At 72.7% G+C, this 21,076-nt stretch carries 22 protein-coding genes and 1 pseudogene; 12 read left to right on the forward strand and 11 right to left on the reverse strand.

Features of this window, described 5'->3' with window-relative positions; translation table 11 throughout:
• Positions 1–20: 20 nt before the first annotated feature.
• The 3 genes and pseudogenes from ABKA17_RS20520 to ABKA17_RS20530 form a co-directional block, all read right to left on the reverse strand.
• The gene (locus ABKA17_RS20520; protein ID WP_353693556.1) at positions 21–2,573 is read right to left on the reverse strand and encodes an ABC transporter permease; all 2,553 of its coding nucleotides are present in this window, start codon (positions 2,571–2,573) and stop codon (positions 21–23) included.
• Positions 2,570–3,354: pseudogene (locus ABKA17_RS20525) on the reverse strand (ABC transporter ATP-binding protein). Before ABKA17_RS20525 ends, ABKA17_RS20520 begins: the two are co-directional and overlap by 4 nt.
• On the reverse strand, positions 3,351–3,665 hold the full coding sequence (locus ABKA17_RS20530) for an SHOCT domain-containing protein (RefSeq protein WP_353693641.1): 315 nt from the start codon (positions 3,663–3,665) through the stop codon (positions 3,351–3,353). Before ABKA17_RS20530 ends, ABKA17_RS20525 begins: the two are co-directional and overlap by 4 nt.
• 161 nt (positions 3,666–3,826) lie before the next feature.
• On the opposite strand from ABKA17_RS20530, the gene ABKA17_RS20535 reads away from it, so the two are divergent.
• From ABKA17_RS20535 to ABKA17_RS20555, 5 genes are read left to right on the forward strand one after another with little or no spacing between them, the layout of a single operon-like run.
• Entirely contained in the window at positions 3,827–4,420 is a 594-nt protein-coding gene (locus tag ABKA17_RS20535; protein WP_353693557.1) for a TetR/AcrR family transcriptional regulator, read from the forward strand.
• A 12-nt stretch (positions 4,421–4,432) separates the two neighbouring features.
• Positions 4,433–4,828 carry a (R)-mandelonitrile lyase gene (locus ABKA17_RS20540; RefSeq protein WP_353693558.1) on the forward strand — a complete coding sequence of 132 codons (396 nt, stop codon included), beginning with the start codon at positions 4,433–4,435 and terminating at the stop codon, positions 4,826–4,828.
• A gap of 11 nt (positions 4,829–4,839) precedes the next feature.
• Positions 4,840–5,424 (forward strand): DUF4865 family protein, encoded by a 585-nt coding sequence (locus ABKA17_RS20545; RefSeq protein WP_353693559.1) that lies wholly within the window; start codon positions 4,840–4,842, stop codon positions 5,422–5,424.
• The gene (locus tag ABKA17_RS20550) at positions 5,421–6,329 is read left to right on the forward strand and encodes a phosphotriesterase family protein (RefSeq protein WP_353693560.1); all 909 of its coding nucleotides are present in this window, start codon (positions 5,421–5,423) and stop codon (positions 6,327–6,329) included. Before ABKA17_RS20545 ends, ABKA17_RS20550 begins: the two co-directional genes overlap by 4 nt.
• Positions 6,330–6,353: 24 nt before the next feature.
• Positions 6,354–6,530: a DUF1272 domain-containing protein gene (locus ABKA17_RS20555; RefSeq protein WP_353693561.1), complete on the forward strand. Its 177-nt coding sequence runs from the start codon at positions 6,354–6,356 to the stop codon at positions 6,528–6,530.
• Positions 6,531–6,564: 34 nt separating this feature from the next.
• Here the strand turns inward: ABKA17_RS20555 and ABKA17_RS20560 are convergent, their stop codons facing one another.
• Positions 6,565–8,034 (reverse strand): ketol-acid reductoisomerase, encoded by a 1,470-nt coding sequence (locus ABKA17_RS20560; RefSeq protein ID WP_353693562.1) that lies wholly within the window; start codon positions 8,032–8,034, stop codon positions 6,565–6,567.
• 88 nt (positions 8,035–8,122) lie between these two features.
• Here ABKA17_RS20560 and ilvY point away from each other — a divergent pair, with 88 nt between their 5' ends.
• Positions 8,123–9,019, forward strand: a complete 897-nt coding sequence (ilvY, locus tag ABKA17_RS20565; RefSeq protein WP_353693563.1) for an HTH-type transcriptional activator IlvY — start codon at positions 8,123–8,125, stop codon at positions 9,017–9,019.
• Here the strand turns inward: ilvY and ABKA17_RS20570 are convergent.
• A complete protein-coding gene (locus tag ABKA17_RS20570; RefSeq protein ID WP_353693564.1) occupies positions 9,006–9,455 on the reverse strand; it encodes an RpiB/LacA/LacB family sugar-phosphate isomerase in 450 nt (149 codons plus the stop codon). The genes ilvY and ABKA17_RS20570 overlap by 14 nt on opposite strands.
• A gap of 10 nt (positions 9,456–9,465) precedes the next feature.
• Positions 9,466–10,467 (reverse strand): helix-turn-helix transcriptional regulator, encoded by a 1,002-nt coding sequence (locus ABKA17_RS20575; protein WP_353693565.1) that lies wholly within the window; start codon positions 10,465–10,467, stop codon positions 9,466–9,468.
• Between the two features lie 83 nt (positions 10,468–10,550).
• Here ABKA17_RS20575 and ABKA17_RS20580 point away from each other — a divergent pair, with 83 nt between their 5' ends.
• Positions 10,551–10,865, forward strand: a complete 315-nt coding sequence (locus ABKA17_RS20580) for a hypothetical protein (protein WP_353693566.1) — start codon at positions 10,551–10,553, stop codon at positions 10,863–10,865.
• Here ABKA17_RS20580 and ABKA17_RS20585 read toward each other — a convergent pair.
• A complete protein-coding gene (locus ABKA17_RS20585) occupies positions 10,832–11,539 on the reverse strand; it encodes an SDR family oxidoreductase (protein ID WP_353693567.1) in 708 nt (235 codons plus the stop codon). The two genes, ABKA17_RS20580 and ABKA17_RS20585, sit on opposite strands and share 34 nt — an antisense overlap.
• 101 nt (positions 11,540–11,640) lie before the next feature.
• On the opposite strand from ABKA17_RS20585, the gene ABKA17_RS20590 reads away from it, so the two are divergent.
• The gene (locus ABKA17_RS20590) at positions 11,641–12,480 is read left to right on the forward strand and encodes a helix-turn-helix transcriptional regulator (protein WP_353693568.1); all 840 of its coding nucleotides are present in this window, start codon (positions 11,641–11,643) and stop codon (positions 12,478–12,480) included.
• On the opposite strand, the gene ABKA17_RS20595 is transcribed toward ABKA17_RS20590, so the two are convergent.
• Together ABKA17_RS20595 and ABKA17_RS20600 are read right to left on the reverse strand one after the other, a co-directional pair.
• Complete coding sequence (locus ABKA17_RS20595; protein WP_353693569.1) at positions 12,466–13,710, reverse strand: ROK family protein; 1,245 nt, start codon at positions 13,708–13,710, stop codon at positions 12,466–12,468. The genes ABKA17_RS20590 and ABKA17_RS20595 overlap by 15 nt on opposite strands.
• 36 nt (positions 13,711–13,746) lie before the next feature.
• A complete protein-coding gene (locus tag ABKA17_RS20600; RefSeq protein WP_353693570.1) occupies positions 13,747–14,424 on the reverse strand; it encodes an alpha-ketoglutarate-dependent dioxygenase AlkB family protein in 678 nt (225 codons plus the stop codon).
• A gap of 67 nt (positions 14,425–14,491) precedes the next feature.
• Here ABKA17_RS20600 and ABKA17_RS20605 point away from each other — a divergent pair, with 67 nt between their 5' ends.
• Complete coding sequence (locus ABKA17_RS20605; protein WP_353693642.1) at positions 14,492–15,628, forward strand: methyltransferase; 1,137 nt, start codon at positions 14,492–14,494, stop codon at positions 15,626–15,628.
• A 3-nt stretch (positions 15,629–15,631) separates the two neighbouring features.
• Here ABKA17_RS20605 and ABKA17_RS20610 read toward each other — a convergent pair whose 3' ends face one another.
• Both ABKA17_RS20610 and ABKA17_RS20615 read right to left on the reverse strand, forming a co-directional pair.
• Positions 15,632–16,486 carry a class II fructose-bisphosphate aldolase gene (locus tag ABKA17_RS20610; protein WP_353693571.1) on the reverse strand — a complete coding sequence of 285 codons (855 nt, stop codon included), beginning with the start codon at positions 16,484–16,486 and terminating at the stop codon, positions 15,632–15,634.
• An 8-nt stretch (positions 16,487–16,494) separates the two neighbouring features.
• Entirely contained in the window at positions 16,495–17,379 is an 885-nt protein-coding gene (locus tag ABKA17_RS20615) for an SIS domain-containing protein (protein ID WP_353693572.1), read from the reverse strand.
• Positions 17,380–17,516: 137 nt separating this feature from the next.
• On the opposite strand from ABKA17_RS20615, the gene ABKA17_RS20620 reads away from it, so the two are divergent.
• The 3 genes from ABKA17_RS20620 to ABKA17_RS20630 all read left to right on the forward strand — a co-directional run bounded on the left by ABKA17_RS20620 (position 17,517) and on the right by ABKA17_RS20630 (position 20,916).
• Positions 17,517–18,296 carry a DeoR/GlpR family DNA-binding transcription regulator gene (locus tag ABKA17_RS20620; protein WP_353693573.1) on the forward strand — a complete coding sequence of 260 codons (780 nt, stop codon included), beginning with the start codon at positions 17,517–17,519 and terminating at the stop codon, positions 18,294–18,296.
• A gap of 58 nt (positions 18,297–18,354) precedes the next feature.
• Positions 18,355–20,181, forward strand: a complete 1,827-nt coding sequence (locus tag ABKA17_RS20625; protein WP_353693574.1) for a glycoside hydrolase family 15 protein — start codon at positions 18,355–18,357, stop codon at positions 20,179–20,181.
• A 78-nt stretch (positions 20,182–20,259) separates the two neighbouring features.
• Entirely contained in the window at positions 20,260–20,916 is a 657-nt protein-coding gene (locus tag ABKA17_RS20630; protein WP_353693575.1) for an isochorismatase family protein, read from the forward strand.
• Positions 20,917–21,076 lie beyond the last annotated feature (160 nt).

A 21,076-nucleotide genomic window follows, 5' to 3' on the forward strand; every position in this document is an offset into this window, starting at 1 on the left:
GTGGGCCCGGGCCCTCCCGCTCACTCCGTGGCGATCGCTCGCAGTACGTCCAGGCGCGCCGCCCTCCTGGCAGGGCGCAGGCCCGCGAGGGCGCCCGCCGCCAGGCCGACCAGGGCCACGATCGCGAGCTGGGTCGGCGGCAGCGCGAAGGCGAAGGCGCCGTCGGACGCCTTGACCAGGACCCAGCCGAGGAACGCGCCGAGGGCCAGACCGCCGACCGTGCCGAAGGCGGCGACCAGGACCGACTCCCAGCGGACCATGGCCCGCAGCTGGGGGCGGGTCTGCCCGACCGCCCGCAACAGGCCCAGTTCCCGGGTGCGTTCGTGGATCGCCAGGGTCAGGGTGTTGGCGATGCCGAGGAGTGCGATCAGGACCGCCAGGGCCAGCAGGGCGTAGACCAGGGTGAGCATCATGTCGATGCCGCCCGCCGAGGACTGCGCGTACTCGTCCCGGGTCTGCACCTCGGGGTTGCCGTAGCGCTCGGCCACCTTCTCGACCGCGGCCTTGCCGGTGACGGCGTTGACGCCGTCCTTGAAGGAGACGGCGACGAGACTGTCGGAGTCCTGGGTGCGGTGCGGTTCCCAGGCCGCGCGGGTGATGACGTACTCCCCCGCCAGTTCGGACCGGCCGAAGACCGCGCGGACCGTGAAGGTCTGCTGCTCACCGTCGGTGAAGGTCAGCCGGGTCGTGTCGCCGGTCCGCACGCCGAGCTTGTCCGCCTCGCTGCCGGTGATGGCGATGCCGTCCGTGCCGAGGTCGTCCAGGGAGCCCCGGATCTCGCCGAGGTCGAAGGTGCGCTTCAGTGCGCGCGGGTCGGTGACGGTCAACGCCCTTCCCCTGCCGTCGACTTCGGCGACGCCGCGACCGAGTCCGACCGCCGTGTCCACCTCGGGCAGCGCGCTGACGGCGTCGGCCAGACGAGGGCTCAGCCCGCTGCCGCCCGCGCCGAACGACGGGGTGCTCACCGCGATGTCGCCCGCGAAGGAGCGGGAGACGGTCTGGTCCATGGTCGCCTTCAGGGAGGCGCCGAACACCGTGAACAGGGAGACGACCGCGACGCCGATCATCAGGGCACTGGCGGTGGCGGCGGTGCGCTTGGGGCTGCGCAGGGCGTTGCGGCGGGCGAGGCCCCCGGTGACGCCGCGCAGCCGGTCGAGGGGGCCGCCGAGGACGCGTACGGCCGTGGTGGAGGCGACCGGGCCCAGGACCACGAAGGCGGCCGGCGCCAGAACGGCTCCGGTGCCTGCGAGCCAGAGGGACGGGGAGAGGAGGACGCCGCTGAGCGTCACACCGAGGGCCAGGGCGGCGAGCCCCATGCCCGTGACGGCACGGACGCGGGAGGCGCCCGAGGTGTCGACGGCCGTCTCGCGCAGTGCCGCCATGGGTGCGGTGCGGCCCGCCCGTAGCGCGGGCAGGAGCGCGGAGCCGAGGCAGACCACGACGCCGACCGCGAACGGCAGCAGCAGGGACAGGGCGCTGACCACCAAGTCGCCCTCGGGGAAGGGGAATCCGATGGCCGGGAACAGTGCCTGGAGACCCGCGGCGATCCCGATGCCGCCCGCCAGGCCCGCGAGGGACGCCGTCACCGCCACCACGGTCGCCTCGCCGAGGGTCGACGCGGTGATCTGGCGACGGGAGGCGCCCAGGGCGCGCAACAGGGCGTTCTCCCGGGTGCGTTGGGCGACGACGATCGCGAAGGTGTTGTGGATGGAGAAGGTCGCGACCAGCAGGGCGACGCCGGAGAAGACGAGCAGGAAGAGCGTGAAGACGGTCAGGAACTGACTGGCGATCATCTCCGTGTTCTCCTCGGCCGACTCCTGACCGGTGATGGCCTCGACTCCCTTGGGCAGTACGGGAGTCAGCCGGTCGACGAGCTCCCGCTGGCTCACTCCGGGTCCGGCGCGCACCTGGATGCTCGACGCCTCGCCGGGGCGTGCGGTGAGGTACTTCTCGGCGTCGGCCCGGGTCATGCCGGTGAAGGTCACCTGGGCCATGCCGTCCTCGCCGCCGAAGGTCGCAAGGCCGACGATGGTCACCTCGACCGGGTCCGGCGTGCGCAGCGTCGTCCTGTCGCCGATGTTCAGGTCGCCGCGCTTGGCGGTGCCGCGGTCGATGACGACCTCGCCCGGCTTGGCGGGGGCGCGGCCCTCGGCGAGCTGGTAGGCGTTGAGTTCGGCGGGGTCGGTGATCCAGTTGCCCGCGAGGGTGGGCGGTCCCTGGCCGCCGATGGGGTCGCCGTTCGCGCCGACGAGCTGGCCGGCGCCCTGGATGACGGGGGCGGCGGCCGCCACGACGGGCACCTTCTCGAGGGCGTCGGTCAGGTCGGCGGCGACCGGTTGGCGGACGCCCTCGCTCTCGCCGGGCGTGGTGATGGCGTCGGCGCTGCGGACCACGGCGTCCGTGCCGCTGGTCGCCCTGCCGAACATGGTGTCGAAGCTGGCGCGGAGGGTGTCGCCCATGACGAGCGTGCCGGCCAGGAAGGCGACGCCGAGGAAGACCGCGAGGAAGGTGCCGGCGAAGCGGCGCTTGTGGGCGCGCAGGGAGGACACACTCAGGCGGACGGCGGCGTTCATGACAGCTCCTCCAAGGACGGGGGTGCCTCGCGGGACGGCGTGTCGAAGGCCTTCATGCGGTCCAGGACCTTGTCGGCGGTGGGGGCGGTCATACGGTCGACCAGGCGTCCGTCCGCGAGGAAGACGACCTCGTCGGCGTGGGCGGCGGCCACCGGGTCGTGGGTGACCATGACGACCGTGCGGGACGTCTGGCGCACGGCGCGGCCGAGCAGGCCGAGGACCTCCCCGCCGGAGCGGGAGTCGAGGTTGCCGGTCGGTTCGTCGGCGAACACGACGTCGGGCTGTCCGGCGAACGCGCGGGCCACGGCGACGCGTTGCTGCTGACCGCCGGAGAGTTCGGAGGGACGGTGGTGGAGGCGGTCGCGCAGTCCGACGACGTCGACGAGCGCGTCGATCCACTCGCGGTCGCCCCTGCCGCCCGCCAGGTCGAGGGGCAGCGTGATGTTCTCCGCGACGGTCAGCGTCGGCACCAGGTTGAAGGCCTGGAACACGAAGCCCACGCGGTCGCGGCGCAGCAGGGTGAGGCGGCGGTCGTCGAGGGAGCCCAGTTCGGTGTCGCCGATGTGGGCGGTGCCCGAGGTGAGGGTGTCGAAAGGCCGGCCGCGCAGTGCATCAGGGTGGACTTGCCGGAGCCCGAGGGCCCCATGATCGCGGTGAAGCGGCCGACCGGGAAGTCGACGCTCACCCCGTCCAGGGCCCTCACGCTGGTGTCGCCGGTGCCGTAGACCTTCACGGCGTCGACCACCCGGGCGGCCGACCGGGTCGCGGTCGCGGTGGTCATGCCGCACCGCCCTTGCCCGTACGGCCGAACTGCTCGTCCAGGACGGACAGCCGGCGCCAGTACTCGTCCTCGTCGATCTCGCCGGCGGCGAAGCGGCGGCCGAGCATCGCGATGGGCGAGTCCCCGGACGGGCCGGTGGCGTCCGTCGCACGCCACGGGGCGTCGGACATCCCACGCCACGGGCCACGGCGGCCGCGCCAGACGGTGCGGCGCAGGACGGTGACGGCGCCGACCACGACGGCCGCCCAGATCAGCGGGAAGAGAAGAATCCACGGGCCGGGCCCGCCGTCCCAGTGCGCCAGGGTCTGCATCTCGGTCATCTCCCTTGAGGTGTGTTCCGTTGATGCATCGAGACTGGCTCCGGGGAGGGGTCCGGGTCGTCGTACGGCCAGCGGCAGTACGCGTACCTCCCGGGGAGTACGCGGGGTCGTGCCGCCTGCTTCCTCAGGGCTCGACTTCTGTAACTACTAGTATGTACAGTGCGTGTATGAGCACCCCGGAGCGTCTGATCGAGTCCACCCGCGAGCTGCTGTGGGAGCGCGGTTACGTGGGCACCAGCCCCAAGGCCATCCTGGAGCGTTCCGGTGCCGGGCAGGGCTCCATGTACCACCACTTCAAGGGCAAGCCCGACCTGGCGCTGGCCGCGATCCGGCGGACGGCCGAGGAGATGCGGGCCACCGCCGAGGGAGTACTCGCCGGCCCGGGGACGCCGTACGAGCGTATCCAGGCGTATCTGCTGCGCGAGCGCGACGTGTTGCGCGGCTGTCCGGTCGGGCGGTTGACGATGGATCCGGACGTCATCGCGAGCGACGAGCTGCGCGCGCCGGTCGACGAGACGCTCGATTGGCTCCGGGAACGGCTCGCCGGGATCGTCGAGGAGGGCAAGGAGCAGGGACAGTTCGCGCCCTCCCTCGACGGCGAGGCGATCGCGGCGACCGTCGTCGCCACCGTGCAGGGCGGCTATGTCCTCGCCCGCGCGTCCGGTTCGCCCTCGGCCTTCGACGCGGGCGTCCGCGGCCTGCTCTCGCTGCTCGCACCGCTCCCCTCTCCCGCGCCGATCCACTAGGAGTCCACGCACGTGCACATCACCAGGAAACGTCCCGACACCCGGCAGGGTCCGGCCGAGAACTTCACCGGCACGGTGTGGCTGGACGAGGTCGCCGCGCCCCAACCCCCTTCCCGGCTGCGGATGTTCAACGTCCACTTCGCGCCGGGCGCGCACACCGCCTGGCACCGCCATCCGCACGGCCAGGTCCTGCACGTCCTGGAGGGTGAGGGCCTGGTGCAGCGGGAGGGCGGCGCGGTAGAGCCGATCCGGGCGGGCGACACGGTGTGGATCGAGCCGGGCGAACGGCACTGGCACGGCGCCGGGCCGCGCACCTTCATGACCCACCTCGCGGTCGTGGAGGCCGCCGAGGACGGCACGACCACCCACTGGGAAGCGCACGTCGACCCCGCGGAGTACCCCGCCTGAGGAGGCACGCGATGCATGCCATGCAGTACGAACTCACCCTCCCCGCCGACTACGACATGGGGATCGTCCGCGGCCGCGTGGAGCGCGTCGGGCATCTGCTGGACGCGTGGGAGGGGCTCGGTCTGAAGGCGTACCTGCTGCGCGAGCGCGGGCTGCACGGCTCCCCGGTGAACCAGTACGCGCCGTTCTACCTCTGGGACACCGTGGCCGGCATGAACACCTTCCTGTGGGGCGGCGCCTTCCAGGGGCTGAGCGACGATTTCGGGCGACCGTCGGTCCGGCAGTGGACGGGGCTGGCCTACGAGGAGGGCGGCGCCGCGGGTTCGCCCGCGCGGGTCGCCGTGAGGCGGCGGCAACCGGTGCCGGACGGGGTGGAGTTGGCGGAGTTCATGGGCGACGCGGCGCACGAGGCGGGGCGGCTCGCGGCGCAGGACGGGGCGGTGCTGGCGGCGGCCGCGGTGGACCCGAGCCGTTGGGAGCTGGTCCACTTCTCGCTCTGGGCGCACGACACGCCCAAGGCCGACGGTGAGGTGTTCCAGGTGCTGCACCTGTCGGCGCCCGGCCTGGCCGGACTGGAGCGGGGGCGCCAGTGGTGAGCGCGGTCCGAACAGTGCTCGGGGACGTGGCGCCGGAGGAGCCGGGGGTGTGCGACGCGCACGACCACCTGTTCTTCGGCAGCCCGCGACTGCCCGGACAGGAGCTGCGGGACGTCGCCGCGGCGCGCGCGGAGTTGGCGGCCTTCCGCGCCGAGGGCGGGAACAGTGTCGTGCAGTGGACGCCGTACGGGCTGGGACGGCGGGCCGCCGATCTGCCCGCGCTGTCCCGGGAGTCGGGCGTCCTGGTGGTGGCCGCGACCGGACTGCACCAGGCCGTCCACTACGACGACCGGACCCTGGCGGACCTGCGCGGCAGGCTCGCGGAGGTCTTCGTCGCCGAACTGACCGACGGGATCGGCATATCGGGGGTGCGCGCCGGGATCATCAAGGTCGCGGGCGGCTTCCACGCCCTCGACGCGCACGCCCGCCGGACGATGAGCGCGGCGGCCGAGGCGCACCATGCGACGGGCGCGCCGATCGCCGTGCACCTGGAGCTGGGCACGGGCGCCCTCGACGTACTGGACCTGCTGTGCGGCGAGTTGGGGGTGCCGCCCCACCGGGTGATCCTCGGCCATCTGAACCGCTCCCCCGACTCCGTGGTGCACCTCCAGGCCGCGGCGAGCGGCTGCTATCTCGCCTTCGACGGCCCCTCACGCGCGAACCACGCCACGGACTGGCGAATGCCGGAAGCCGTACGGGCCCTGGCGGAGGCGGGGTTCGGCGACCGGCTCCTGCTCGGCGGCGACACCACGACCGCCGCCGCGCGCTCGGTGAACGGCGGCCCGGGGATGCCGTATCTGCTGCGCCGGGTGCGGCCTCGTCTGGTCGCCGAACTGGGCGCCGAGCTGGTCGGACGGGTCATGAGCGAGAATCCTGGTCGGGCCCTCGCCGTCGAGTGGCACTGACCGGGATCGAGCACGGGAGCGGACATGGCACTGGAGATGCGCGAGAGATGCGAACGCTGCGAGACGGCCGAGCTGCCGCCGGACGCGCAGGCCCGCATCTGCTCGTACGAGTGCACCTTCTGCGTGCCGTGCACCGAGGCCATGAACGACATCTGCCCCAACTGCGGCGGCGAACTGGTTCCCCGGCCGCGTCGCGGCTGATCGTCCTAGCAGACGTCCGCCGACTGCCAGAGGGCTAGGCCACGGAGATGTCCACGGACGGCCGCAGTTTCGCCGCCGCGGACAGGGCCTCGTGGACCGGGTGGGTGTCGAAGGACGTCAACAGGGCCTGGTCGGCGGGGAGTTCGGTGGCCGGGAAGGCGATCTGCTCGTAGGCGCTCTGGAAGCGCGGGCCCCAGCGGCGGGCTCCGAGACGGGCCGTGCGGGAGCAGTTGTCGACCATGTGGGCGACGTCGCGCGCGTGCATGTAGGGCAGGAGCGAGTCGACGGCCTCGATGACGGACTCGTTCACGATCTCGGACCAGGGGTGGCCGCGGTCGACGAACTCGTCGATCTGGGCGGTCATCGTGGCGACGAAGACACCGGCGGTGAACGGGTCGACCGGCAGGTCGTGGGATGCGCGGCGGGCGTGTGCCCGCTCGCTCACGGACCACATCGGCGAGCCCCCGATCCGGCTCATCTCCCGGGCGCCGAGCCGCTGTTCGGCCAGGACGACACTGCGCAGCTCGGTGCCGTCAGCGACCTCGTCGTAGATCTCCGCGACGATCTCGCGGGCGGGGGCGTAGGTCGCCGTGTACGCGCGGTCGAACACGTCACGGGCCGGCGCGTCGAGGTTCTCGCGGACCGCTCGCAGTCCGTCCCGGGAGATCGTGCGGGCGATCGGGCCGGTCACGTTCTCGCAGGAGCGCTCGTACGCGGTCACCTCGTCGTCCCCTGCGAGGCGGTAGTGCGTGAAGAGGCTCTCGACGATGCCGTGGACGGCGCCGAGCAGGACGGCGCGTTCGCCGACGATGTCGGAGAGGTATTCGCTGTCGAGCGTGGTGCGGAAGGTGTACGGCGAGCCGAGCGCCACCGACCAGCCGAGCGCGAGGTCGACGGCGCGGCCGTCGGGGTCGGCGTGGACGGCGTAACTGCTGTTGATCCCGGCGCCGTTGATCTCCGCGCCCTGCTGGTACAGCCGTCGCACGGAGTCGCCCATGCCCTTGGGGCAGACCGCGATCACGGCGTGGTCCGGCGGGAAGTCGCCCCCGGTCTCGCGGAGGTGGCCGAGCAGGAAGCCGTGGGACAGTCCGATCGCGGCGCCCTTCTTCAGCGCCGCGAAGATCTCCTGGTGGTGGGCGGCGAGCGCGGCGTCCGCGATCAGCAGGATCACCAGGTCGCTGTCGGCGGCGACGGTGAGCCAGTCGCCCAGCGTGCCGTCCTCCTCGGTGAAGCCGTGGGCGCGGGCGTCGGCGGCCGAGGCCGAGCCGGGGCGCAGGCCGACCGCCACCCGGATGTCCGTGCCGGCGAGGGAGTCGCGCAGGTTGAGGGCCTGGGCTCGACCCTGCGGGCCCCAGCCGAGGACGCCGATGCGGCGGACCCCGGCGAAGGCCTGCGGGAGCAGCGGGAAGAGGTGCCTGCCGCCGCGCAGGATGGTCTCGGTGCCGCCGGGCACCTCCATCGTCTCGAGCGGGAAGACACGGGAGCTGTACGTGGTCGAGGTCATGGTCGAGTTGTAGGCTCCGGGAGAGCATTGCGGCAAGCGCAACTTCCGCATCGCACTCTTACGCGAACTGAAAGACACAGGTCACGGTATGCGCGACGACCATCGCGAACTGCGCCTCTTCCTGCATCTGGCGCAGACGCTGAACTTCGGGCGGACCAGTCTCGACTGCCATGTCAGCGCGGCGACGCTGACGCGGACCGTGCAGCGGCTGGAGGCCGGGCTCGGGCACCGGCTGTTCGACCGGGGGCCCCGCGGGGTGTCGCTGACCGCGGAGGGGCACCGGTTCCGTGAATACGCCGCCGAGGCACTGGAGTTGTGGCGCTCCTACCGCGAGGAGCACCCCGACCCGGCCGAACTCACCGGCCGCCTCGCCGTGTTCGCCACCGTCACCGCCTGCCAGGCGCTGCTGCCGGACCTGTTGGCCCCGTTCCGCGCCGCCCATCCCCAGGTCCGGCTCGACCTGCGTACCGGTGACGCGGCGGCGGCGCTGGCACGGCTCGACGAGGGGGAGGTGGACGTGGCCGTGGCGGGTATCCCGGCGCGGCTGCCGGAGCCGCTGGTGGGCCGGACCGTCGCCGTCACCGAGCTGGTCCTGGTCACGGCCCTGGACCGCCCGGACCCCGGCCTCGACGGACCGTTCGTCCTCCCCCACCGCGGGCTGGTCCGGGACGCGGCCGACCGCTGGTTCCGCGCCCGCGGCCCCGCGCCGGAGGTGGCCTGCGAACCCGACGGTCACGAGGGGCTGTTGACGCTGGTCGCCCTCGGCTGCGGCACCGGCCTGGTCCCTCGCCTCGTCCTGGAACACAGCGCGGTACGCGACCGGCTCGCGGTGATCCCGGCGGATCCCGCGCCCGAGCCCTTCCCCATCGGGCTGTGCGTACGGCGGGCCGATCTGCGCCGACCACTGGTGGCCGCCCTGTGGAGCCTCACGGCACCCGAGGTCACGGCACCCGGCGTGACGACACCCGGGGTCACGGCTCCCTGAGGTCCAGGCGTCCGATCCGGGCCACGTTCTCCCGGTCCTCGGCGTCCTCGCTGGCCGCGCCCGCGAACCAGGCGTCGAGGATCTCCTTGAGCAGGGGCTCCGAGGTCAGACGCAGGCTGAGGGCGAGCACATTGGCGTCGTTCCAGCGGCGGGCGCCGTCCGCGGTGTACGCGTCGGTGCACAGCGCGGCCCGTACGCCAGGAACCTTGTTCGCGGCGATCGAGGCGCCCGTGCCGGTCCAGCAGCACACGACCGCCTGGTCCGCCGTACCGGAGGCGACGTCCCGGGCCGCCGCCTGCGAGCACACGGCCCACTGGGGGTCGGAGCCGGGGGCGAGGGCCCCATGGGTGAGGACCTCGTGGCCACGGGAACGCAGTTCGGCGACGAGGCCGCGGGCCACGGGTTCGTCCATGTCCGAGGAGACGGAGATCCGCATGACCCCGAGCCTACGCGCCGAGCGCGCGGGCGAGCAGGTCGCGTCGGTTGTGGGTGCCGGTCTTCGCGAACACCGACTTCAGGTGGTCCTGCACGGTGTGTTCGGAGACGTACAGGGCGGCGGCGAGCGTGCGGCTGTCACCGCCTTTGGCGAGCAGGCCGAGCAGTTCGGTCTCGCGGGCGCTGAGGGCATGGGCCCGGCAGAAGACGGAGAGCCGCTCGGCCGGTGCGGACTCCTCGATGGTGACGGCGACGGCGCCGGCCATCCGTGCGGCGCGCAGGGTCAGCCACAGTCCGTCGGCGAGGTGCACCCGGGCCCTGGGCGGGTGGTCGTCGACCCCGGCCTCCACGGCCAGGAGCTGGGCGGCGACGTTGTACGCGCCGGCGGGCACGGTCGGGCGGCCGTCCTCCGGAGGGACCAGGACACGCAGATAGGCGTGGGTGCCGGGGGTCTGGCCGACGACGCCCAGGTCGGGTGAGAGCACCAGCACCAGGGGTTCGGCGCGGGGCTCGTGGGAGGGTCGGACGACGAAGGTGGCGGCCTGGGCCCGGCGCAGTGCCGTGGTGACGGGCGCGGTGAGGTCCGCGAGGTGGGCGGCCTCCCCCGCGGTGAAGTCGCGGTCGCGGCGCCACAGGTCGAGGAAGCCCCAGGTGCCGTGGCGGTCCCGGAAGACGGTCGAGGCGATGTCACGGATGCCGTGGTGGCGCAGGAGGTCGTTCCACAGAGGGCTGACCGAGCGGTCGGGGAGTTCGCTCAGCAGAGCGGTCCGCCGCAGGTCGGTCCAACGGTTCGCCCGGGTCAGGTACTTGAGGCGGATGGCCCGGGGCAGCTCCCGCAGAACGGGCACGTCGGCGAGGGGCGCGCAGCCGACCGCGGTCTCCGGGTCGGTGAGGACGAAGGCGTACGCGTCGAACCCGATGGCGGCGCGGAGCTCGTCGAGGATCCGCAGGCGCAGTTCCCGGGCGTCGCCGCCCGCCTCGCACAGCCGCACGACGCGGTCCCGTCCGGACATGGACCGAGCGTATCCCCAACTTTCTGGGATGGTCGGCGGCGAGCGCCCGGGCGCAGCCTGGTGACAAGCGCCGAGGAGGAGTCATGGCCACCCTGCACATCGAACACCCGATCACCGACTTCACCGTCTGGAAGGAGGCCTTCGACCGCTTCGCGGCAGCGCGCGCCGACGCCGGGGTACGGCGCCATCGGGTCCAGCGGCCGGTCGACGATCCCGCCTACGTCGTCGTGGACCTGGATTTCGACGAGGTGGCCGACGCCGAGCGGTTCCTGGGGTTTCTCCGGTCACGGGTGTGGGCCTCGGCCGAGAGCGCCCCGGCGCTTGCCGGGACGCCGCGGACGCGGATCCTGGAGACCGCGGAGGATCACCAGGGCAGTGGGCCGTCGACGTCGACGTAGGCGCCGGTCGGGCCGTCGGGGCCGATCCGGGCCATGCGGACGATGATCTCGGCGCCCTGTTCGACGGTCTGGGTGCCGGTGCGGCCGTTGAGGTCGGTCGAGGTGAAGCCCGGCTCGACGGCGTTGATCCGCAGGTTCGGGAAGGCCTTCGCGTACTGCACGGTGATCATGTTGACGGTGGTCTTGGAGGCCGGGTAGGCGACGGCCTGGTAGAAGTGCGCCGGTGCGTTGGGGTCGGAGAGCCGGGACAGGGAGGCCAGGCCGCTGCTGACGTTCACCACGACGGGGGCCGGTGACCGCTGGAGGAGCGGCAGGAAGGCGTGGGTGACGCGGACGACGCCGAAGACGTTCGTCTCGAACACCGTGCGCATCTCGTCGGCGGTGGTGTCCGCGGCGGCGGGGATGGCGTTGTCCTCGCCGCGCACCTCGATGCCGGCGTTGTTGACCAGGACGTCGAGTCCGCCCTCGGCCTCGACGGTCTTCGCGGCGGCCTCGACGGAGGCGTCGTCGGTGACGTCGAGCTGGACGAACCGGGCGCCCAGCTGCTGGGCGGCCCGGCGGCCTCGGTCTGCGTCCCGGGCGCCGACGTAGACGGTGTGCCCCGCGGCGACGAGGCGGCGGGCGGCCTCGAAGCCGAGGCCCTTGTTCGCTCCGGTGATGAGTGTCGTAGTCATGCCTCCACGGTCCGGCCGGGCCGGGAGGACAGCCAGGAGACCGGTTTTCCTGGGACTCGCAGTACCAGGCATCTCGCTGCCCGAAGCGGTTCACTGGGGGCATGACGACGACCGAGCTGGGGCAGGCGCTGCGGCGCTGGCGCGACCGGGTCGCTCCGGAGAGCGCGGGGCTGCCGGCCGGTGGCCGACGGCGTGCGGCGGGGCTGCGGCGCGAAGAGCTGGCCCTGCTGGCGGGGGTCTCGGTCGACTATGTCACCCGTCTCGAACAGGGGCGGGCGGCCAGTCCGTCGGCGCAGGTGGTGGAGACGCTGGCGCGGGCGCTGCGGCTGTCGGGGGACGAGCGCGGGTATCTGTTCCGGCTGGCCGGGCTGGCGGCGCCGGGGCCCGAGACGGTGCCCGCGTACATCACGCCGAGTGTGCAGCGGCTGCTGGACCGGCTGGTCGGCACGCCCGTCGGGGTCTCCGACGCGGCGATGACGCTGCTGGTGGTCAACCCGCTGTACGCGGCGCTGATGGGCGACCCCTCCGGCCTGCGCGGCTTCGAACGCAACGGGGTGTGGCGCAACTTCCTCGGTGCGCCCGGCCGGGTCCGGCACACCCCGGACGAGCGCCGCGCGTTCGAGAGCGGCATGGTCGCCGAACTGCGGGCGACGGCCGGCCGGTATCCCGCCGACCGCCAATTGCGCGGTCTGATCGCCGAGTTGCGGGCGAAGAGTAAGCGGTTCGCCGAGCTGTGGGACGCGGGTGTCGTCGGGCGCCTGGAGGTCTCGCGCAAGACGATCGAGCATCCGCTGGTGGGCCCGCTGACGTTGGACTGCGATCTGCTCCGGGTGGACGGCAGCGATCTGCACGTCCTGGTCTACTCGGCCGAGCCGGGCACCGAGGCCGCCGAGAAGCTGGAGCTGCTCTCCGTCGTCGGGACCCAGTCACTGACGGGATAGCGCTCCCAGCGGATCGTCGAGCACCGGCTGCCACGCCAACTCGGCCGCGCCGACGAGGCTGTTGTGGTCCAGGGTGCAGGCCAGGATCGGTACGCCGCCGCTCTGCCCCCACAGGCTGCGGTCGGCGACGACCGCGCGCAGCCGGTCGGGGTCGGCGTCGAGGAGGGTGCGGTGCAGTCCGCCGAGGATGATGCGGTCGGGGTTGAGGATGTTCACCAGGCCCGCGAGGCCGAGGCCGAGCCGGTCGATCAGGGCCTCGGTGGCCGTGCGGACGGCCGGGTCGTCGTAGTGGTCGCGGATCAGTTCGTTGGCCTGCTGGAGCAGGGACATCTCGGGGCCGGGGTCGCGGCCCGCGGCGTTGAGGAAGGCCAGCGGGTCGGCCTCGACGTCCAGGCAGCCTCGGCTGCCGCAGTGGCAGGGGCGGCCCTCGGGGTTGACGGTGAGGTGGCCGACCTCCAGCGCCAGGCCCGAACTGCCGGTGTGCAGACGGCCGTCGAGGACCAGCGCCCCGCCGACGCCCCGGTGTCCGGTGGCCACGCACAGCAGGTCTCGGGCGCCGCGGCCGGCGCCGTGCCGGTGCTCGGCGAGCGCGGCGAGGTTGACGTCGTTGCCCGCGAAGGCCGGTCCGGTGAGGCCGGCCGCGCGCACGCACTCCGCGAAGACCCGGCGCACGGGGGCGCCGACGGGCCAGGCCAGGTGCAGCGGGTTGAGCGCGGTGCCGTCGGGTTCGGCGACCGCGGAGGGGACGGCGAGACCGGCGCCGACACAGCGGCGGCCGGTGGTGCGCAGCAGTTCGGCGCCCGCCTCGACGACCGAGACCAGGACCTTCGCCGGGTCGGCGTCGACGGTCTCGCAGCCGGGCGCGGTGGCGACGATCCGGCCGCCCAGCCCCACCAGTGCCGCCCGGAACCCGTCGGCGTGCACCTGCGCGGCGAGCACGACGGGCCCGTCCTCGGCGACCGCGAGCCGGTGCGAGGGCCGGCCCTGCGAACCGGCGGCCGCGCCGGGCCGGGCGTCGACCCTGATCAGCCCGAGCGCCTCCAGTTCGGCGGCGACCGCGCCGGCCGTGGCGCGGGTCACGCCGAGTTCGGCGGTGAGCACGGCTCGGGTGGGCGCGCGTCCGGTGTGCACGAGCTCCAACGCGGGCCCGAGCGCACCGCGCCCCCGGTCCAGCCGCGTCCTCGAGGTGGTCCCTTCCCCCGCCGGCCGGGGGTCCGCGTCGCCGCTCATGAGGGCGAGTCTCCCATGATCCGCCGCACGGGCGTCCTACAGCCCACTGACTCTGAGCGTGATGTTCAACCGCCCGGTCAGCCCCAACTCCGGCGGCGCGGTACCGGGGTGCACCTGGGGCACTCCGTGGTACGCGAGCCGGGCGGGCCCGCCGAACACGAACAGATCGCCGCTGCGCAGCTCGACGTCCGTGTACGGCCGCGCCCGGGTCTCGGTGTTGCCGAACCGGAAGACACAGGTGTCACCGAGGCTGAGCGACACCACCGGCGCGTCCGACTTCTCGTCGCCGTCCCGGTGCATCCCCATCCGGGCCGCGCCGTCGTAGAAGTTGATCAGTGCGATGTCGTACGAGGGTGAGGGCGTCCCCGGCGCGTCCGGCACCGCACCGCCGCCCGGCTCCCCCAGCGCGTCCCGCACCGCGTCCCGCCCCAGCTCGGCCAGCCATCCCGGGAACGGTTTCACCGGCGCACCGTCGCCGTCGACGACCGTGCGGGCATAGGCGTACGGGTGCCAGTGCCAGCCCAGACACACCTGGCGGGCGGTCATCGTGCCGCCGCCGGGTGTGCGGACCGTGCGCAGGCCGGCCGGTGGACGGGCCCACTCCCGGCACGCGTCCAGCAGCTCGCGCTGGCGCGGCAGGTCGAGCCAGTCCGGGACGTGCACCGCGCCGGGCGCGATCTTTGCCCGGGATCGGGGGAACAGCTCGGCGTCCATGGCCCCATCCTGCCGGAACAGTCCTGAGCTGCGCCTCGGCTAGCCTGGGTGCACGATGAACGACCGTATGACGACGCCCTGGGGCGAGCTCGCGCTGGCCCGTTTCCCCGAGGATCCGCGCGACCGGCTGCGTGCCTGGGACGCCTCGGACGAGTACCTCCTCAAGCACCTGGCCGAGCGGGAGATCCCGCTGTCCGGCACGGTCGTGGTGCTCGGCGACCGCTGGGGCGCGCTGGTCACGGCGCTGGCCGCGCACCGGCCCGTGCAGATCACGGACTCCTACCTCGCGCAGGAGGCGACCCGCGCCAACCTGGCCCGGGCGGGCGTCGAGGCCGGTGCGGTCCGGCTGCTCACCACCCAGGATCCGCCGCCCGACCGGATCGACGTGCTGCTGGTGCGGGTGCCGAAGAGCCTGGCCCTGCTGGAGGACCAGCTGCTGCGGCTGGCGCCCGCGGTGCACGAGGGCACGGTCGTCGTCGGCACCGGGATGGTGAAGGAGATCCACACCTCGACGCTGAAGCTGTTCGAGCGGATCCTGGGGCCGACCCGCACCTCGCTCGCCGAGAAGAAGGCGCGCCTGATCTTCTGCACGCCGGAGCCGTCGCCGAAGCCCGCGGCCGGCAGTCCGTGGCCGTACAGCTATGCGCTGCCCGACGGCATCGGGCCGGTCTCGGGGCGCACCGTCGTCAATCACGCCGGGGTCTTCTGCGCGGACCGGCTGGACATCGGTACGCGGTTCTTCCTCGGGCATCTGCCGGTCGGCGAGGGCGCCCAGCGGGTGGTGGACCTCGGCTGCGGCAACGGTGTGGTCGGTACGGCGGTGGCGCTGGCCAATCCCGAGGCCGAGGTGCTGTTCGTGGACGAGTCGTTCCAGGCGGTGGCCTCCGCGGAGGCGACGTACAAGGCGAACGGTGTGCCGGGGCAGGCCGAGTTCCGGGTCGGGGACGGGCTGGCCGGGGTGTCGGCCGGGAGCGTGGACCTCGTGCTGAACAACCCGCCGTTCCACTCGCACCAGGCGACCACCGACGCCACGGCACGGCGGATGTTCACGGACGCGGAGCGCGCGTTGCGGCCGGGTGGTGAGCTGTGGGTGATCGGCAACCGCCATCTGGGGTATCACGTGACGTTGCGGCGGCTGTTCGGCAACAGCCGCCTCGTCGCCGGTGATCCGAAGTTCGTGGTGTTGAAGGCCGTCAAGCGCTGAGGGTCATGCGCGGCCGAGCACCCGGACGATCCTCTCCACGGCCCGCGTCATCGCCTCGCGCCCCACGCCCAGGTACTTGCGGGAGTCGACCGCCTCGGGGTGCGCGGTGAGGAACTCCCTGATCGCGCCGGTCATGGCGACGTTGAGGGCGGTGCCGATGTTGACCTTGGCGATGCCGCCCGCCACCGCCGCGGTCAGTTCCTCGTCCGGCAGTCCGGAGGAGCCGTGCAGGACGAGCGGCACGTCCAGCGTCGCGGACAGCCGCTTGAGGAGGCCGTGGTCGAGGGTGGCGGTGCGGGTGGTCATGGCGTGCGAGCTGCCGATCGCCACCGCGAGGGCGTCCACACCGGAGTCCGCCACGAAGGCGCGGGCCTCGGCGGGGTCCGTGCGGGCACCGGGCGAGTGGGCATCGAGCGGAGCCTGACCGCTCTTGCCGCCGACCTCGCCCAACTCGGCCTCCAGCCACAGCCCTTGGGCGTGCGCCCAGTCGGCGGCGGCGCGGGTGACGGCCAGGTTCTCCTCGTAGGGCAGCCGGGAGGCGTCGTACATCACGGAGCTGAATCCGGCGTCCGGCGCCTGCCGCAGCAGGGCGTCGCTCTGGACGTGGTCGAGGTGCAACGCGACGGGGACGCGGGCGCGTTCGGCGGCGGCGACGGCAGCCCGGGCGAGGGGCAGCAGGCGTCCGAGGCGAAACCTGACGGCGTTCTCGCTGACTTGAAGGACGACGGCGGCCTGTGCCGCCTCGGCGCCGGCGACGACGGCCTCGATGTGTTCGAGTGTGACGACGTTGAACGCGGGGACGGCGGTGTGCGCGGCGGCGGCCCGTGCGACGAGCTCGCCGGTGGTCACGAGAGGCACGGCTGCTCCTAGGAACCGGCGAGGATCACCGAGCGGGTGAGATGGCGCGGCCGGTCCGGGTCGAGGCCGCGGGCCGCGGCGAGGGCGACCGCGAGGCGCTGGGCGCGGACCAGTTCGGCGAGCGGATCGAGGCCGCCCTCGACCCACAGCCCGCCGGTCTCCCGCACCTGGTCGGCCAGCCCTTCGGGTGCCTCGCCGAGCATCCAGGTGGCGGTCCCCCGGGTGGTGATGCTGATGGGACCGTGCCGGTACTCCATCGCGGGGTAGGACTCGGTCCAGGCGAGCGAGGCCTCGCGCATCTTCAGGCCGGCCTCGTTGGCCAGCCCCACGGTCCAGCCGCGGCCGAGGAAGGTGAACTGCCCGCAGTCGAGGAGCCCTTCGGGCAACGGGGTGACGAGCGCGGTGCGCGCGTCGGCGACGACGGCGTCGGTGTGCAGTCCGAGATGGGCGCGGAGCAGGGTCAGCGCGGTGGTCGCGAACCGGGTCTGCACGACCGAGCGTTCGTCCGCGAAGTCGAGGACGACCACGTCGTCGGCGGCCGTCATGACGGGCGTGTGCGGGTCGGCGGTGATCGCCGTGGTGCGCGTGCGCCCCTTCGACCGGTCGAGCAGTTCCAGCACCTCGGTGGTGGTGCCGGAGCGGGTGAGGGCCACCACCCGGTCGTACGCGCGGCCGTGGGGGAACTCCGACGCGGCGAAGGCGTCCGTCTCCCCCTGGCCCGCGCCCTCGCGCAGCGCGGCCGCGGACTGCGCCATGAAGTACGAGGTGCCGCACCCCACGATCGCGACCCTCTCCCCCGGCGCCGGCAGCGCGGCTGCGTGCCGCGGTGCCTCGGCCGCCGCCCGGATCCAGCATTCGGGCTGGCTGACCAGCTCGTCCTCGACATGCGTCATGTCGCGACCCCTCCCCACCCACCGAACGATCGATGCTCGTTTCTGCAAGATATAGCGAGCTTTCGAGCAGAATCAAGCATTCGGTCGGCATCGGGGTGCGCTAGGGTCGCCGGGAGATCGAGGATGGGAGGGTGCGGATGTCCCGCGACGCCCGCTGGAAGACGCTGCTGGAACTGCTCGTCGAGCGCGGCCGGCTGGACGTCGAGGAGGCGGCCGCCGAGCTGGAGGTCTCCGCCGCCACGATCCGCCGCGACTTCGACCAGCTGGCCGAGCAGCAGATGCTCGTGCGCACCCGGGGCGGCGCGGTCGTGCACGGGGTCTCCTACGAGCTGCCGCTGCGCTACAAGACGGCCCGGCACGCCTCCGAGAAGCAGCGCATCGCCAAGGCGGTCGCCGGGCTCGTCACCCCCGGCGAGGCGGTGGGGCTGACCGGCGGGACGACCACCACGGAGGTGGCACGGGCGCTGGCCGTACGCGCCGACCTCGCGTCCGGCTCCCCGGCGCTCACCGTGGTCACCAACGCGCTGAACATCGCCAACGAGCTGGCCGTACGCCCCCAGTTCAAGATCGTGGTGACCGGCGGGGTGGCGCGTCCGCAGTCCTACGAGCTCATCGGGCCGCTCGCCGACGGGGTGCTGAGCCAGATCACCGTCGATGTGGCGGTGCTCGGTGTGGTCGCGCTCGACGTCACGCACGGCGCGGCCGCGCACGACGAGGCGGAGGCGGCGATCAACCGGCTGCTGTGCGAGCGGGCCGAGCGGGTGATCGTGGCCGCCGACTCCAGCAAGCTGGGGCAGCGCGCGTTCGCCCGGATCTGCGCGGTCGAGGCGGTGGACACCCTGGTGACGGACACGGCGGCCGGGGCGGACACCGTGCGGCGCTTCGAGGAGGCGGGGGTCCAGGTCTTCACGGTCTGAGTCCGTTCACGGCACCCGGCGGGCCGAAGCGACCTAGGCTGGTGGCAGGGAGGCCGCGATGACCGCTACACCTGTGGACCAGCTGGACCGGCCGTATCTGCCGATCGCCGAGCACGGGCTGATCGGGGATCTGCGCAGTGTGGCCCTGGTGGGCACGGACGGCACGATCGACTGGTACTGCTGCCCGTCCTTCGACGCCCCCAGCGTCTTCGCCTCGATCCTCGACGCGGAGCGGGGCGGCTCCTTCGAGCTCTCGGCGTCGGTGCCGGCGCGGACGAAGCAGTTCTACTTCCCCGACACCAACGTCCTGATCACCCGCTTCTTCACCGAGGACGGCGTCGGCGAGGTGCAGGACTTCATGCCGGTCGACGGCGAGTCGGCCGAGCCCGAACGGCACCGGCTGATCCGGCGGGTGGTGTGCGTGCGCGGCTCCCTCCCGTTCCGCACCCGGGTCGCCCCGCGGTTCGACTACGGCAGGCGGCCGCACACCGTGCGCAAGGTCGGCGATGTCACCGTCTTCGATTCGGAGGGGCTGTCGCTCGGCCTGACCGCGACCGTGCCGCTGGAGAGCGACGGCCAGGACGCCCGCGCCGACTTCAAGCTGGCCGAGGGCGAGTCGGCGGTGTTCGCGCTGGACCAGGTCGGCGGCGAGGTGACACCCCGCAGGTGCGCGCGGACCGAGGCCGAGGAACAGTTCAACAGCACGGTCGACTACTGGCGCCGCTGGCTCTCCGCCTCCAAGTACCGGGGCCGCTGGCGGGAGATGGTGCACCGCTCGGCCCTCACCCTCAAGCTCCTCACCTACGCGCCCACCGGCGCCATCGTGGCCGCCCCGACGACGAGCCTGCCCGAGCAGCTCGGCGGGGAGCGCAACTGGGACTACCGGTACGTGTGGGTGCGCGACGCCGCGTTCTGTGTGTACGCGCTGCTGCGGCTCGGCTTCACCGGCGAGGCCGAGGCGTTCATGAACTTCGTGACCCGGCACATCAGTCCGGGCGACGGCAAACCCTCCGGTCCACTTCAGATCATGTACGGCATCGACGGCCGCACCGACCTCACCGAGTCCGAACTCCCCCATCTGGAAGGGCATCAGGGCTCCGCGCCGGTACGCGTCGGCAACGCGGCGGCCGACCAGCTCCAGTTGGACATCTACGGCGCGCTCATCGACTCGATCTACCTCTACGACAAGTGGGCCAAGCCCATCTCCAGCGGCCAGTGGGACGATGTGTGCGCCCTGGTGGAGTGGGTGTGCGAACACTGGGACCAGCCCGATGAGGGGATCTGGGAGACCCGGGGCGGCCGCAAGAACTTCCTGTACTCGCGCCTGATGTGCTGGGTGGCGATCGAGCGGGCGATCCGGATGGCCAACCGGCGCGGGCTGCCGGCCGATCTGCCGCGCTGGCGGGAGTGCCGCGACACGATCTACCGGCGGATCATGAGCCGCGGCTGGTCCGAGAAGCGCCAGGCGTTCGTGCAGCACGAGGACGGTGACGTGCTGGACGCGGCCGTCCTCATGATGCCGCTGACGAAGTTCATCGCACCGACCGACCCCAAGTGGCTGTCCACGCTGGACGCGCTCACCCAGGAACTGGTCTCCGACTCGCTCGTCTACCGCTACGACCCGCTGGCCAGCCCCGACGGACTGCGCGGCGACGAGGGCACGTTCTCCATCTGCTCCTTCTGGTACGTCGAGGCGATGGTGCACGCCGGCCGGGTCGACGAGGCACGCCTCGCCTTCGAGAAGATGCTCACCTACGCCAACCATCTCGGCCTGTACGCCGAGGAGATCAGCCACACCGGCGAGCAACAGGGCAACTTCCCCCAGGCGTTCACGCATCTGGCGCTGATCAGCGCGGCGTTCAACCTGGACCGGGCGCTCGGCTGATCCGCCAGGACCCGCTCGCGTTCGGGCTTCCCGCCACCCTCTATCTGTCCAACTAAGGCTAGGCTAAGCTTAGTTGCTATGGGCTTGCCGAGCATCGACCCCTATCCCATGCCGGGCCGCTCAGCCCTTCCCGGCTCCAAGGTCACCTGGAGGATCACCCCGGCACGCGCCGCCCTCCTCGTCCACGACATGCAGAACCACTTCGTCGAGGCGTTCCCCGTGGGGTGCTCGCCTGTCGTGGAACTCGTCGACAACATAGCGACGCTCCGGGAACTCGCGGCGACGCTGGACATGCCCGTCGTCTTCAGCGCGGAGCCGGCCGGACAGCCGCCCGGGCAGCGCGGACTCGTCGCCGACATGTGGGGGCCGGGCATCGGCGCCGAACCGGAGGCCGCCGCGATCATCGCGCCACTGACGCCACGCCCCGGCGAGCATCTGCTGGCGAACGTCCGCCACAACGCCTTCCTGCGCAGTCATCTGGGCAGACTGCTGCGCTCGAAGGGCCGTGACCAGCTGATCATCTGCGGGGTGTACGCACATCTGGGCGTGCTGCTGACAGCAGCCGACGCCTTCATGAACGACATCCAGCCGTTCGTCGTCGCCGACGCCGTGGCCGACTTCTCGGCCGAGGAACACGCGCTGGCGCTCCGCTGGGCCGCGCGCAGCGGCGTGGTCTGCACGACCGACGCCCTGCTGCGCGCCCTGCTCCGACACCGGGAGCCGCGCAACGCGTGACGGCTTGGCCCCGCACGACAACTCCGCACCCCGCGCGCACCGCGCGTCACGAGAGGCAGGCACGAGCATGGTCGGGATCGTCGCAGAGCACGCGGACACGGAACCCACGGCCTCGGCACCCACGGCCGCGGAACCCACCGTCGCGGAACCCGCTTCGGGA

It is taken from the genome of Streptomyces sp. RG80, from assembly GCF_040446465.1.
Lineage (GTDB): Bacteria > Actinomycetota > Actinomycetes > Streptomycetales > Streptomycetaceae > Streptomyces.